We start from the raw sequence: 13795 nt of genomic DNA on the forward strand, positions 1-13795 counted from the left end.
CGATCCACCGGTTCCGCCAGACTCCGCCCTTTCCTGTTACGTGGCCCCCATGGCGAAACTGTTGGTCCTGCATGGCCCCAATCTCAACCTGCTCGGTACACGCGAGCCCGGGGTCTACGGCCACACGACGCTGGCACAGATCGACCAGGCCCTGCGTGTCCAGGCGCAGGCCGCCGGGCACGCGGTGGAAAGCCTGCAGTCCAACGCCGAACACGTGCTGGTGGACCGCGTGCAGGCCGCCCGCACTGACGGTACCACCTTCATCCTGATCAATCCGGCCGCGTTCACCCATACCTCGGTGGCGCTGCGCGACGCGCTGGCGGCGGTGGACGTGCCGTTCATCGAAATCCACCTGTCCAACCCGCATGCCCGCGAACCGTTCCGCCAGCACAGCTATTTCAGCGACAAGGCGGTCGGCGTGATCTGCGGCTTTGGCGCCGACAGCTACCGCTACGCCATGGACGCCGCGCTGGTCCGCCTGGCTTCGCCTGAACTCCCTTGACCCGAGCGCAACGCGCTTCCCACCACACTGACATCAAAAAAAAGAGGCCCCTATGGATCTCCGCAAAATCAAGAAACTGATCGACCTGCTGGAAGAGTCGAACCTCGCCGAAATCGAAATCAAGGAAGGCGAAGAATCCGTGCGTCTCTCGCGCGCCCCGGTCTCCGGCTACGGCATGGTCCAGGCCCAGCCGCAGATGATGATGGCCCCGGCGCCGGCCCAGGCCGCCGCACCGGCCATGCCGATGCAGTCGCCGACCGAAGCGTCCACCGGCGGCACCGCCAAGTCGGGCCCGGCGCTGCCGGATGGCCACGTGCTGCGCTCGCCGATGGTCGGCACCTTCTACACCTCGTCCGCGCCGGACAAGCCGGCCTTCGTGTCGGTGGGCCAGCAGGTCAAGGCCGGTGAAACGCTGGCGATCATCGAAGCGATGAAGATGTTCAACCCGATCGAAGCCGATGCTTCCGGCACCATCGTGGCCATCCTGGGTGAAAACGGCCAGCCGGTCGAATTCGACCAGCCGCTGTTCGTGATCGGCTAAGGATCCGTCCATGCTCGACAAAGTCGTAATTGCCAACCGAGGGGAGATCGCGCTGCGCATCCTGCGCGCGTGCCATACCCTGGGCATCCGCACGGTGGCCGTGCATTCCACGGTCGACCGCAACCTCAAGCACGTAGCGATGGCCGACGAGTCGGTCTGCATCGGCCCGGGTCCGTCACCGGAGAGCTACCTCAACATTCCGGCGCTGATCGCCGCGGCCGAAGTCACCGACGCCCAGGCCATCCACCCGGGCTATGGCTTCCTGTCCGAGAACGCCGACTTCGCAGAACGCGTGGAGGAATCCGGCTTCATCTTCATCGGTCCCAAGGCCGACACCATCCGCATGATGGGTGACAAGGTGGAAGCCATCCGCGCGATGAAGGCCGCCGGCGTGCCGTGCGTGCCCGGTTCCGGCGGCCCGCTGGGCGAGGACATCGTGGCCAACACCAAGATCGCGCGCGAGATCGGTTATCCGGTCATCATCAAGGCGGCCGGCGGCGGCGGTGGCCGTGGCATGCGCGTGGTGCATGCCGAAGCGTCGCTCAAGACCTCCATCGAAACCACCAAGAGCGAGGCCAAGGCCGCTTTCGGCAATGGCGAGGTGTACATGGAGAAGTTCCTGGAGAATCCGCGCCACGTGGAAATCCAGGTTCTCGCCGACGGCCAGGGCAATGCCATCCACCTGGGTGAACGCGACTGCTCGATGCAGCGCCGCCACCAGAAGGTGGTGGAAGAAGCGCCGGCACCGGGAATCAGCGCCGAGCAGCGCGAGCAGATCGGCAAGGTCTGCACCGAGGCCTGCGTGCGCATCGGCTATCGCGGCGCCGGCACCTTCGAGTTCCTGTACGAAGACGGCCGCTTCTACTTCATCGAAATGAACACCCGCATCCAGGTGGAGCATCCGGTGACCGAAATGGTGACCGGTATCGACCTGGTGGTGGAGCAGCTGCGGATCGCGGCCGGCCACAAGCTGAGCATCAAGCAGAGCGATGTGGTGCTTACCGGCCACGCGATCGAATGCCGCATCAACGCCGAAGACGCGGAAACCTTCGTGCCAAGCCCGGGGCAGATTACCGCCTTCCATCCGCCGGGGGGTCCGGGTGTGCGTGTGGATACGCACATCTACAGCGGCTACCGCGTCCCGTCGAACTACGACTCGATGATCGGCAAGCTGATCGTGCACGGCCCGGATCGCGAAACCGCGATCGCGCGCATGCGCGTGGCGCTGAGCGAGATGGTGGTCGATGGCATCAAGACCAACGTGGCACTGCAGCAGCGCATCATGCGCGACAAGGGCTTCCAGGCCGGTGGGCAGAACATCCACTACCTGGAAAAGCGTCTTGCCGAACGCAAGAACAAGTCGATCGCACTGACCTGATCGGCGTGGTCATGGGAAGCGCCGGCCGCTGGCCGGCGCTTCGCGCCGCGTCAATCGCGCAGCGGCGTCGCCAGCAACGGCCGGGCACCGAGTACGCCCATCGCCTGCCGCGCCGGACCCAGTTCCTCCAGGTGAAGCTCGCCGGGCGCCTTGCCGGTCACCTTGAACACCACGTTGTTGCCGATCATCACCTGCGCCTCGTCCTGCAGCGACAGCAGCCCGGTGGGGTGGGCATGCCTGCGCATGTGCAGGGTGACCACGGTGGCGACGCCCCGCGGACTGTCGCCGGCCGCTGCGACCGCGTTGACCGCGCGGCCGCGGTCGCCACTGGCCACCACGAAGGTGCGGCTGTACACGGCGTGCCCTTCCTCCAATGCCGCCAGCTGCGCGGCGTCCATCGCCATCGCCGTGAACACGCGGCCCGCATGCGGCGGAATCCGTGCCAGCCCGCGATTGATCCGTGCCACGGTCTGCTCGGAATCGCGGAACACCGGTTGCAGGGTGCCGTACTGCAGGAAGTCGTCCATCGAGCGGCGACGCCAGGTCAGGTAGCTGCGGATCGCAGCACGCTGCAGCTGGCTCAAACGCAGGCGCTGGTTCTGTGCCACTGCGCTTTCATACACCTGCGCAGCGTCCAGGCTGGGCATGCCGCGGTACTCCACATTGAATTCGGCCTGGGTCATGAACCGGTTTTCCTGCGCGGGAATCGCCTGGCGGATGTCGGCGATGTGGTGCATCGGCTGGCCGCGATGATGCAGGCGCCCGGCGCCGATGCCGCGCGGCAGGTAGACCGAAATGCGCTTGTTGTGCTCGTCGACCTGGCGCAGGCGCACCCGGAAGTAATGCTCGTTGAAGCGGACATAGTGGCGCAGGCGTCCTCCCTTGCGACTGATATACCAGCCGGGACGGCCTGTGTCCGGCGCCAGGCCGCGCATGCGCGCCTGCCGCGGGCCAAGCGCGCGCGCGTAGTGCGCCTGCAGCGTGCGCGACAGTTCCGCCGAAAACTCCGGCACCAGCGCGGCGCACCCCTGCCCTGGCGCGCGTCGGCAACGCAGCGTTCGCACCGGCACCGGCGCCTTCTCGCGCAGCTGGTAGACCCCGTCGCGCTTGACCAGGTCCAGCGTGCCGATACGCAGGCCCAGCGCCTCACCGGGGGTGGCGGCGTAATAGCGACCATCCACGCACACGGCGTTGCCGGCGCGTCCCGCACGGAGGTCGTCGTAGTACAGGATGCCGTCCGGTCCCAGCAGGTCCAGCCGCAGCGTGGCGTGATCCAGCGGCGCCTGCTCGCGCACACGCGCCGCCACGGCGTCGAACAGCGGAATCGAACTGTGCATGCGGGCGACCCGGCTGGAGGCGGGTGACGGCGGCGTGGTCCGTTTCCAGGTCCAGTCGCCGCGGTCGAACTGCACATCGACATAGCCCGCATCGTCCAGCACCTGCAGACGTCCCTCGCTGATGCCGAGCGCGCGGTCGCGGCCTTCAAACGGTATCAGGAGGCGGCCCTCGTGCAGTTCCGCGCTGGTCTGGCGGACAACGACGGGGCGGCGCGGCGCCACCGGCTCCGGTGCCGGTTCGGCCGCCAGCCGTGCGGGGCCGGTCTCGACCACGCCACGCGCGCCGGCCACCGTGAGCGCTGCGTCGGTCAGTGCGGCGCGGTCCAGCGGGCTGCGCTCCATCGCATCCGCGCTCAGGTCCAGCACCTCGGCAACGCCCTGCATGGCGTACAGCCCACGCGCGCCGATCCCCGCCGCTTCAACGATGGCAGTGACCGCATCGCCCACCTGCAGCAACGCGCGCAGTCCCGGGCTGATGGGCGGCGCACAGCGCACGCCCTGGTGCCGCTCCCACGCATTGCGTGCATCGGTGAACAGTTCGGTCACCGGGCTGCGCAGCAGGCCCGCCATGCCGTGCAGCGCGGCCGGCATCCCGGGCGCGGCCGGGACCGGAACACAATTCAGCGGCTGCGCGGCGCGCGCGGATGAAGACGGCAGCGGCGCCGGATGCAGCGGCGGCGGGGAAGCATTGCTTACCGACAGCACCGCCGCCAGCGCCTGCATCGGGGTTTCCACCCGGCGGATGCTGCGGGTGTCCGGCGGTTGCGGCGTGGGAGGCAGTACCGGCAGGCGGGTGTGATGCTGACCGGTGGCGTGCCGGTGGGCGGCAGCGGTAGTGGGCAACTCGTTGGAAAGGCGTGCCCGATGAAATCGAAGCCAGGCGCTCCTGTCCAAACGATGCTGCCTACCTCAATCGCGCGCGCTATAGGCGCTATGAATCAGCGTGACGCATTCAGCACGAATTGCGCGATCGCCCGCGCCCCTGCGCCAGGCCCGCGGATCAACGGGCAACGTCGGCGGCCGTGACCTGGGTGTCCTTGACCGGTGCCACGCCCAGTGACGAGGTCGGATCGACGATCACCATGGTTTCGGTGGAGCCATCGGGCCAGACCACCTGGAAGGTACTGCCGGCCGGCAGGGACGCGAACGGCATGCCACTCTGCGCGCGGTAGACCGCGGCGACCTGGCTGGCACCGGCACGGCGTACATCCTCCTGCGCCTTCACCGAGGTAAGCGTCACCTTCGACAGCTTCCGGTAGCGGTCATCGTAGGTGTCGATCATCACCAGGCCGACTGCGCCGGCCGAATAGGCCACGAACAGCGCCACCCAGAACCAGAATTTGGCGCCATGCAGGAATCGACGGTAATTCATGCGTGGGCCCCCCGCTTGATCAACTGTTCAACCAACGTCTTCATTTTTCCCGCACCTTGCCGCGATACCGCGGCGTCATACACGAATGTGGAGAAGTCCTGCCCACCGTCCTGCGAACAGATCCCTCCGTTCGCACAGAAATTGTTCATCAGCACGCTGTCCGGCCCGCAGGCCATGCCCAGTTCGCAGGCCGCCAGGCGCCACGCCAGTTCACTGAACTGGTCGCCCGCCACCAGGCCCTGCAGCGCCGCGTCGCCGCTGGCGCGCTGGCCCATGGCGGTGGAAATGGCCATATAGGCCTCCGGATCACGCGAATCCATGACCCGCTCGACCAGATCGCGGCGGTAGTCGGGGCTGTCTTTCAACGGCTGGCCGTCGGCGAACAACGCCGCTTCGGCAGCCAGGTTGCCGGCACGCGCGGCCAGCACGCGCTGGGTAAGGATCAGGCTGCGCCCCAGTCCGTCGCTGGCCACGAAACCGGCGCAGCGGCGGGCCACGCGCTCGCGCGCCTGCACCATCGGCGCCGAGGCATTCATGCCCATGCCGGTCAGCAGCGCGTTGTCGAGCTGGTAGCCGCCGGGATCCATCGCATAGATGGCGCAGTAATCGTATACGCGGCTGACCATCCAGCCGGCTTCGGCGTTGCCATCGGCCGCCTGCAGGCGCAGGCGCTGTGCGTAGGCGAACAGATCCGTATCGCCTTCAATATCGGCGCGGATGTCCAGCGGCAATCCCGAGGGCACCGCCGTGCTGCGCTCACGCGCCAGCAGTTGCCGGGCCAGCTGCTGGGCCTGCAGCGGCAACATTGCGCCGGTCGCGGCAGGGACCTCGTCGGCTGCGGGGGCGGCCGGGTCCACGTGCAGCGCACGCCCGCCCGCGCGGTACCCCACCACCCCCAGCAATGCCAGGGCGGGTACCACCAGCAGCCAGGTTTTAAGGGTGGGCACGACGGCCATGCAGGTAGCAGCGACGCGGAAGGAAGTCCGTTGGGGGCGAAGTTTAGCAATGACGCTTCCCGCTGTCTGAATCGGCCGTTCCGTTGTTTCGCAGCAGCCATTGAGACTGAAGCCGCCGCGCTGCGGCGCAATGGTCTAGCATTCACGGTTTTCCGCAGGTAGTTGCCCCATGCCGTTCCTGGAACTCACCCTCCACTGCACTGAAGCGACCCAGCCCCGCTACGAGAACGCGCTGGACGACGTCGGCGCGCTGGCGGTGACCCTGCTCGATGCCGATGCCGACACCAGCAACGAGCGCGCGATCCTGGAACCGGGCGTCGGCGAGACCCCGCTGTGGAACGACCTGGTGCTGAGCGCCCTGTTCCCGTCCGACACCAACGCGCTGGCCCTGCTGGCCGCGCTGGAGGCCTTCGACCCGGGTTTGGAATGGGGCACGGCCAGCTTCCGCGCCGTGCAGGACGAGGACTGGGAGCGCGCGTGGCTGGACCAGTTCCAGCCGATGGCCTTTGGCCAGCGCACCTGGATCGTGCCGTGGAACCATGCGCTGCCGGAGGCCGCGCAGGCGGCCGACGCCGCCGTGGTGCGGCTGGATCCGGGCCTGGCCTTCGGCTCGGGCACCCACCCGACCACGGCGCTGTGCCTGCGCTGGCTGGATGGCCTGGCGGCCGAGGGCATGCTGGCCGGGCAGACCGTGCTGGACTTCGGCTGCGGCTCGGGGATCCTGGCACTGGCCGCGCTGAAGCTGGGCGCCGCGCACGCGGTCGGCGTGGACAACGACCCGCAGGCGGTGATCGCCACCGGCGACAACGCCGAGCGCAACGGCCTGCAGGACCAGGTGCAGGTGTACCTGCCGGGCGACGAACCGCAGGCCACGTATCCGGTGGTAGTGGCCAACATCCTGGCCTCGGCCCTGGACGCATTGGCCGACGTGCTTGCCGCGCGCGTGGCACCGGGCGGACGCATTGCATTGTCGGGCATCCTGCACGGGCAGGAAGACGAACTGCTGGTGCGATACACGCCCTGGTTCGAACAGCTGGAGGTCGCGCAGGACGGTGACTGGATGCGCATCACCGGCATCCGTCGTGCTTGAATGGGCCACCTTCGCCCGGCGCTGACCCGATGACCGAGCCCACCCCGCCACCGCGCCGCCCGCTGGCCACCTTCCTGCGTGCCGCGTCCGAGCCTGCGCCCGAGCCTACGCCCGAGCCGGCGCAAGCCACCGCCCAGCCGACAGCGACCACCGAACCGTCGGCAGCCGATGGCGTCGTGGACCGCGACCCTGACCACGACGGCGACAACGCCGGCGACACCCAGGTCATCGCTGAGGACATCGAGCGGACAGAACAGGACATCGCCCCTGCCCCGGTGGCGCCCAGCTTCATGCGCGCGGCGGCGCCCGCCGCGCCGACGCCACGCTGGCAATGGGGGCTGGTTGGCGGACTGGTGGCGCTGTTGGCATTGCAGATCGCCGTCGCCGACCGGGCGCGCCTGGCCGCCGACGCGGGCAGCCGGCCGTGGGTGGCCGGGCTGTGCAGCATCCTGCGCTGCAGCCTGCCCGCCTGGCAGGAACCGACCGCTTTCAGCATGATCAGCCGGGACGTGCGCCCGGTGGTGGGGCAACCCGGCGCCCTGCAGGTGCACGCCAGCTTCCGCAACGATGCACGCTGGGCACAGGCGTGGCCGTCGCTGCGGCTGTCGTTGTCCGATGCCGATGGCCGGATCATCGGCAGCAGCATCTTCGCCCCGCAGGACTACCTGGCGCCGAACGCCGACGCAGCGTCCCTGCTGGAGCCCGGGCAGAGCGCGCAGATCGCATTCCGGGTGCGCGAGCCGGCGGCGTCCACCGTCGCATTCACCTTCGAGTTCCTGTAACCCGGCGTCCTGCCGACGAGCGTGGCGGGGCGGCCACGCACGCGCTAGACTGGCCCCCTCCAAATTTTCCGCCAGGGTTGTGGTCCGCCCTGGCTTCGCACCGGGATCCTTCTTGAACGCTGTCCTTTCTCGTCCTGACAATAGTCGTGGCGCGCCGAAGCCGCCGCTGCGCGAACACGTGGCCCAGTCGGTCCGGCGCTACCTGCGGGACCTGGACGGCTGCGATGCGGATGACGTGTACGAGATCGTGCTGCGTGAGATGGAAATCCCGCTGTTCGTGGAAGTGCTCAACCACTGCGAGGGCAACCAGAGCCGTGCGGCGTCGATGCTGGGCATCCACCGCGCCACCCTGCGCAAGAAGCTGAAGGAATACGGCATCACGACCTGACGGGCGTACCGACCAACGGTCGGTACCTGCCGTAGCGGGCCAGGCGGCGGGCATTTCCCCGGCAGGTACCGACCACTGGTCGCTACGGCCTACAATATGGGCCCGCTCCGCTTCGATCTCCTGCCCCCATGAGTTCCGATCTGCTGCCCGTGCGCCGGGCCCTGCTTTCCGTTTCCGACAAGACCGGCCTGGTCGACCTGGCCCGCGCCCTCGCCGCGCGCAACGTCGAGCTGCTTTCCACTGGCGGTACCGCCAAGGCAATCCGCGACGCCGGCCTGCCGGTCAAGGACGTGGCCGACGTCACCGGCTTCCCGGAAATGATGGACGGCCGGGTCAAGACCCTGCACCCGCTGGTGCACGGCGGCCTGCTCGGTCGCGCCGGCCAGGATGAGGCGGTGATGGCCGAACATGGCATCGCGGCGATCGACCTGCTGGTACTGAATCTGTACCCGTTCGAGCGCGTCACCGCCAACGCGGACTGCACGCTGGCCGATGCGGTGGAGAACATCGACATCGGCGGCCCGGCCATGCTGCGTTCGGCGGCGAAGAACTTCGCCCGTGTTGCAGTCGCCACCGATCCGTCGCAGTACGCAGAACTGCTCGCCGAGCTGGATGCAAACGATGGCAGGCTGTCGGCGGCCAAGCGCTTCGCGCTGTCGGTGGCCGCGTTCAACCGCGTGGCGCAGTACGACGCGGCGATCAGCAACTACCTGTCGGCGGTAACCGCCACCGATGCGGCCGTGCCGATGCGGACCGAGTTCCCGGCGCAGATGAATTCCAGCTTCGCGAAGGTCATGGACCTGCGCTACGGCGAGAACCCGCACCAGGCCGGCGCGTTCTACCGCGACCTGTCGCCGGTGGCCGGCACGCTGGCCACGTTCCAGCAGCTGCAGGGCAAGGAACTGAGCTACAACAACCTGGCCGATGCCGATGCCGCATGGGAATGCGTGCGCCAGTTCGACGCGCCGGCCTGTGTGATCGTCAAGCACGCCAACCCGTGCGGCGTGGCGGTGGGCGCCGGCAACGGCGATGCCTACGAATTGGCGTACGCCACTGACCCGACCAGCGCCTTCGGCGGCATCATCGCCTTCAACAAGCCGCTCGACGCGGCCACCGCCAAGGTCATCCTGGACCGCCAGTTCGTGGAAGTGCTGATCGCCCCGGATTACGAACCGGCTGCGCTGGAGTACGCGCAGAAGAAGGCGAACGTGCGCGTGCTGCGCATTCCGCACGGCGAAGGCCGCAACCATTACGACACCAAGCGCATTGGCTCGGGCCTGCTGGTGCAGAGCGCGGACAACCGTGGCATGCGCCGTGACGAACTGACCGTGGTCAGCAAGCTGGCCCCGACCGAGAAGCAGTTCACCGACCTGCTGTTCGCCTGGAGCGTGGCCAAGTTCGTGAAGTCGAACGCGATCGTCTATGCCAAGGACAACCGCACCATCGGCGTCGGCGCCGGCCAGATGAGCCGCGTGTATTCGGCGCGCATTGCCGGCATCAAGGCCGCCGACGCGAACCTGGTGGTCGAAGGTTCGGTGATGGCGTCCGACGCGTTCTTCCCGTTCCGCGACGGCATCGACGCCGCCGCCGCCGCCGGCATCAAGGCGGTGATCCAGCCGGGTGGTTCGATGCGCGACGCCGAAGTGATTGCCGCGGCTGACGAACACGGCCTGGCGATGGTGTTTACCGGCGTGCGTCACTTCCGCCATTGATTGTTCGGCGTAAGGTGGGGGCCGACCAGGCGTCGGCGCCCGCTGACAGGTTCTGACCGGAGCTGGAGGGTGATCGCATGACCGACAACCATGGCGAGCTGATTCTGTACCGCACCGATGACGGTCGGACGGAGGTTCATCTGCGCGCCGCGGAAGGGACGGTCTGGCTGACGCAGGCAGAAATGGCGGCGTTGTTCCAAACCACGCCCCAGAACATCACCCAGCACATCCAGTCAGTCTACGATGACGCTGAGATTGAAGATTCGGCAACGTGTAAGGATTACTTACAAGTTCGACAGGAAGGGAGCCGCGAGGTGCGGCGTACCGTGAAGACCTATCGGCTTGAACTCATCATGGCGGTGGGGTTCCGCGTGCGATCACCACGAGGCGCGCAGTTTCGCCGTTGGGCAGCGGAGGGCCTTTCGCAGTACCTGGTCAAGGGCTTCCTGCTCAACGACGAACGACTCAAGGACGCCGAGCGCGCGGACTATTTCAAGGAACTGCTGCTCCGCATCCGCGACATCCGAAGCTCGGAGAAGCGGTTCTACCAGACGCTGCGTGATCTGTTCAAAGCCAGCAGCAGCGATTACGACGGCACGGCAGCAACAGCCAAGACGTTCTTCGCCACCATCCAGAACAAGCTGGTCTTCGCCATTACCGGCCGCACCGCTGCGCAGCTGATTGTCGAGCGTGCCGATCCCGACGTGCCTCACATGGGCCTGACGAACTGGTCGGGCGACAAGCCCCGCAAGTCCGACGCGGTCGTGTCAAAGAACTACCTGACGCAGGGGGAACTCGATCAGCTGAACCGGCTGGTCACCATGTTCCTCGACTTCGCAGAAGACCGTGCCGAGCGCCGCATCGAAACGCGGATGGACGACTGGATCACGCAGACCGACCGTTTCCTCGACTTCAACGAACGCGCAGTGCTCAACGGTCCGGGCCACATCTCGAATCAGCATATGGAGTTGATCATCGCGGAGCGCTACGCAGCCTTCGATGCGGAGCGCCGCGGAGCGGACAGGATCACATCAGAACGCGAGGCCGAGGCCGACCTGCAGCAGTTGCACGCCGAAGCCAAGCGTCTTGTCTCCGCCGTGAAGCCGGACTGACCGCCTTCCACCCTACTTTCTTACTGTTCCCCAGGAAATGCCTCAATGAAAATTCTTGTCATCGGCTCCGGCGGCCGTGAACATGCCCTGGCCTGGAAGCTGGCCCAGTCGTCCCGTGTCACCGAGGTGCTGGTTGCGCCGGGCAATGCGGGCACCGCCACCGAGGCCGGCTGCCGCAATGTCCCGGTGAAAGTGACGGACCTGGAGGGGCTGCTGGCACTTGTGCAGGCGGAAGGTGTCGAGCTGACCGTGGTTGGCCCGGAAGTACCGCTGGTGGCCGGCGTGGTCGACCGCTTCCGCGCTGCGGGCCATCGCATCTTCGGCCCCACCGCTGCGGCGGCGCAGCTGGAAGGCAGCAAGGCCTACGCCAAGGACTTCCTGGCCCGCCACAACATTCCCACTGCGTTCTATGCCGTGCATACCGAGGTGGATGCTGCGCTGGCCTACGTCCGCGACAAGGGCGCACCGATCGTGGTCAAGGCCGATGGCCTGGCCGCGGGCAAGGGCGTGATCGTGGCGATGACCCAGCAGGAGGCCGAAGACGCGGTGCGCGACATGCTGTCGGGCAATGCGTTCGGCGATGCCGGCGCGCGCGTGGTGATCGAGGAATTCCTCGATGGCGAGGAAGCCAGCTTCATCTCGATGGTCGATGGCACCACGGCGCTGCCGATGGCCACCTCGCAGGACCACAAGCGCGTGGGCGATGGCGATACGGGTCCAAACACCGGCGGCATGGGCGCGTATTCGCCCGCACCGGTGGTTACCGAGGAAGTGCATGCACGGGTGATGCGCGAAGTGGTGAACCCCACCGTGCAGGGCATGATCGCCGACGGCATCCCGTTCACCGGCTTCCTCTATGCCGGGCTGATGATCGATGCCAGTGGCGCGCCGAAGGTGATTGAATTCAACGTGCGCTTCGGCGACCCGGAAACCCAGCCGGTGATGCTGCGCCTGCAGTCGGATCTGGTGGAACTGGTGGAAGCGGCCATCGATGCACGCCTGCATGAAGTGGACGCGCGGTGGGACCCGCGTCCGTCGCTGGGCGTGGTGATGGCGGCGGCGCCGTATCCGGAAACGCCGATCACCGGTGATGTGATTCACGGGCTGGACCAGGTGCCGTCTTCGGCCAAGGTGTTCCACGCCGGCACCACGCTGGACGCGCAGGGCCAGGTGCTCAGCGCTGGCGGCCGCGTGCTGTGCGTGGCGGCGCTGGGCGACAGCGTGGCTGATGCGCAGGCCCATGCGTATGCGGGCGTAGCGAAGGTGACGTGGGAACATGAGTTCCACCGTGGTGACATTGGCTGGCGGGCTATCGCGCGCGAGCGGGCGTAGGAGCGTTACCCGACCAACGGTCGGGTGCTACCGGCTCTACCCTGGCGGTAGGTGCCCACCGTTGGTGGGCACGCCTTTGGCGCAACAAAAAAGCCCGGCGATGCCGGGCTTTTGTTTGATGCGTTGAATGCCGCGTTACGCGGTGAACAGCGCCTTCATCTTCTTCAGCGCGTTCGCTTCGACCTGGCGGATGCGTTCGGCGGACACGCCGTACTCATCGGCCAGCTCCTGCAGGGTGACCTTGCTGTCGGCGTCCAGCCAGCGGCGACGGATGATGTCGCGCGAGCGGGCGTCGAGTTCGGCCAGGCCTTCGCGCAGCAGCTGCAGCTGGTTGTCCTCGCTGTCGGCACGCTCATAGGCCATCGACGGATCTTCATCGTTGGCGACCAGGAACGCAGCCGGCGACGGCGGCGCATGTTCGTTGTCGTCATCGCTGGGCGCATCGAAACCGATGTCGCGGCCCGAGAGGCGCGATTCCATTTCCAGCACTTCGCGTTCGGACACGTTGAGGTCCTTGGCGACAGCGGTGACTTCCGCCGCGTTCAACCAGCCCAGGCGGGTCTTGGACTTGCGCAGGTTGAAGAACAGCTTGCGCTGCGCCTTGGTCGTGGCGACCTTGACGATGCGCCAGTTCTTCAGGATGAACTCGTGCATTTCCGCACGGATCCAGTGCACCGCGAAGGACACCAGGCGGACGCCCATGTCCGGGTCGAAGCGCTTCACCGCCTTCATCAGGCCGATGTTGCCTTCCTGGATGAGGTCGCCCAGCGCAAGGCCGTAGCCGTTGTAGCCACGGGCCACGTGCACGACGAAGCGCAGGTGGGAATGGACCAACTCGCGCGCGGCGTCGAGGTCCTGCTCGTCGCGGAAGCGGCGAGCCAGGTCCTGCTCGTCATCGACCGTCAACACCGGGATCTGGTGCACGGCGCCGATGTAGGCGTCCAGCGAACCGAGCGCACTGGGAATCGGAAGATTGTTTGCCACAAGGGCAGTAGACATGTTCTGGCTCATAGGGGTCATCTTATCAGTCCTGTATTTGGACTGCTGACAGTTCAAAAAGTTCCAGCGTTCCGCAGGTGAAACGCTGACGCAGATCAGGCCCCTAACGTACCGCGAAATGGTGACAGTTGCGAGCGGCCGCCCTTCAGCGTAATCCCAATATAAATCAATGCGATACGGAGAAAAACGTCACCGTCACGTCGTTTTGGGCAGGACAATCCCACAAAGATCAGCCCATTCAGGATGAAAACGTTGCCAGGTATTCAGCCGAAGCGCCCGAAGGAGATGAACGGC

General features: G+C 66.8%; 13 protein-coding genes. 9 read left to right on the plus strand and 4 right to left on the minus strand.

Annotation, left to right across the window (positions count from 1 at the left end):
- Window positions 1–49 precede the first annotated feature (49 nt).
- The 3 genes from aroQ to accC are packed head-to-tail and all read left to right on the plus strand — an operon-like array spanning window position 50 to window position 2421.
- A complete protein-coding gene (gene aroQ, locus ACIGII_RS07225) occupies window positions 50–502 on the plus strand; it encodes a type II 3-dehydroquinate dehydratase (protein ID WP_399636137.1) in 453 nt (150 codons plus the stop codon).
- Between the two features lie 52 nt (window positions 503–554).
- Window positions 555–1043, plus strand: a complete 489-nt coding sequence (accB, locus tag ACIGII_RS07230; protein ID WP_399636140.1) for an acetyl-CoA carboxylase biotin carboxyl carrier protein — start codon at window positions 555–557, stop codon at window positions 1041–1043.
- Window positions 1044–1053: 10 nt separating this feature from the next.
- Window positions 1054–2421, plus strand: a complete 1368-nt coding sequence (gene accC / locus ACIGII_RS07235) for an acetyl-CoA carboxylase biotin carboxylase subunit (RefSeq protein ID WP_399636141.1) — start codon at window positions 1054–1056, stop codon at window positions 2419–2421.
- A 50-nt stretch (window positions 2422–2471) separates the two neighbouring features.
- Here the strand turns inward: accC and ACIGII_RS07240 are convergent, their stop codons facing one another.
- The 3 genes from ACIGII_RS07240 to ACIGII_RS07250 all read right to left on the minus strand — a co-directional run bounded on the left by ACIGII_RS07240 (window position 2472) and on the right by ACIGII_RS07250 (window position 6086).
- Entirely contained in the window at window positions 2472–4601 is a 2130-nt protein-coding gene (locus ACIGII_RS07240) for a hypothetical protein (RefSeq protein WP_399636144.1), read from the minus strand.
- Window positions 4602–4758: 157 nt separating this feature from the next.
- Window positions 4759–5130 (minus strand): hypothetical protein, encoded by a 372-nt coding sequence (locus ACIGII_RS07245; RefSeq protein ID WP_399636147.1) that lies wholly within the window; start codon window positions 5128–5130, stop codon window positions 4759–4761.
- Window positions 5127–6086, minus strand: a complete 960-nt coding sequence (locus ACIGII_RS07250; RefSeq protein WP_399636150.1) for a hypothetical protein — start codon at window positions 6084–6086, stop codon at window positions 5127–5129. Before ACIGII_RS07250 ends, ACIGII_RS07245 begins: the two co-directional genes overlap by 4 nt.
- A 169-nt stretch (window positions 6087–6255) precedes the next feature.
- On the opposite strand from ACIGII_RS07250, the gene prmA reads away from it, so the two are divergent.
- The 6 genes from prmA to purD all read left to right on the plus strand — a co-directional run bounded on the left by prmA (window position 6256) and on the right by purD (window position 12502).
- Window positions 6256–7176, plus strand: a complete 921-nt coding sequence (gene prmA / locus ACIGII_RS07255; protein ID WP_399636153.1) for a 50S ribosomal protein L11 methyltransferase — start codon at window positions 6256–6258, stop codon at window positions 7174–7176.
- Between the two features lie 29 nt (window positions 7177–7205).
- Window positions 7206–7958: a DUF3426 domain-containing protein gene (locus ACIGII_RS07260; RefSeq protein ID WP_399636154.1), complete on the plus strand. Its 753-nt coding sequence runs from the start codon at window positions 7206–7208 to the stop codon at window positions 7956–7958.
- A 112-nt stretch (window positions 7959–8070) separates the two neighbouring features.
- A complete protein-coding gene (gene fis / locus ACIGII_RS07265; protein WP_026069829.1) occupies window positions 8071–8346 on the plus strand; it encodes a DNA-binding transcriptional regulator Fis in 276 nt (91 codons plus the stop codon).
- A gap of 128 nt (window positions 8347–8474) precedes the next feature.
- Complete coding sequence (gene purH / locus ACIGII_RS07270; protein ID WP_399636157.1) at window positions 8475–10058, plus strand: bifunctional phosphoribosylaminoimidazolecarboxamide formyltransferase/IMP cyclohydrolase; 1584 nt, start codon at window positions 8475–8477, stop codon at window positions 10056–10058.
- A 77-nt stretch (window positions 10059–10135) separates the two neighbouring features.
- Window positions 10136–11170, plus strand: a complete 1035-nt coding sequence (locus ACIGII_RS07275; protein WP_399636159.1) for a virulence RhuM family protein — start codon at window positions 10136–10138, stop codon at window positions 11168–11170.
- Between the two features lie 45 nt (window positions 11171–11215).
- Complete coding sequence (purD, locus tag ACIGII_RS07280) at window positions 11216–12502, plus strand: phosphoribosylamine--glycine ligase (RefSeq protein ID WP_399636161.1); 1287 nt, start codon at window positions 11216–11218, stop codon at window positions 12500–12502.
- Window positions 12503–12637: 135 nt separating this feature from the next.
- Here purD and rpoH read toward each other — a convergent pair whose 3' ends face one another.
- Window positions 12638–13513 carry an RNA polymerase sigma factor RpoH gene (gene rpoH, locus ACIGII_RS07285; RefSeq protein ID WP_399636162.1) on the minus strand — a complete coding sequence of 292 codons (876 nt, stop codon included), beginning with the start codon at window positions 13511–13513 and terminating at the stop codon, window positions 12638–12640.
- Window positions 13514–13795: the final 282 nt, after the last annotated feature.

It is taken from the genome of Stenotrophomonas sp. NPDC077420 (genome assembly GCF_044543385.1).
Classification (GTDB): Bacteria; Pseudomonadota; Gammaproteobacteria; order Xanthomonadales; family Xanthomonadaceae; genus Stenotrophomonas.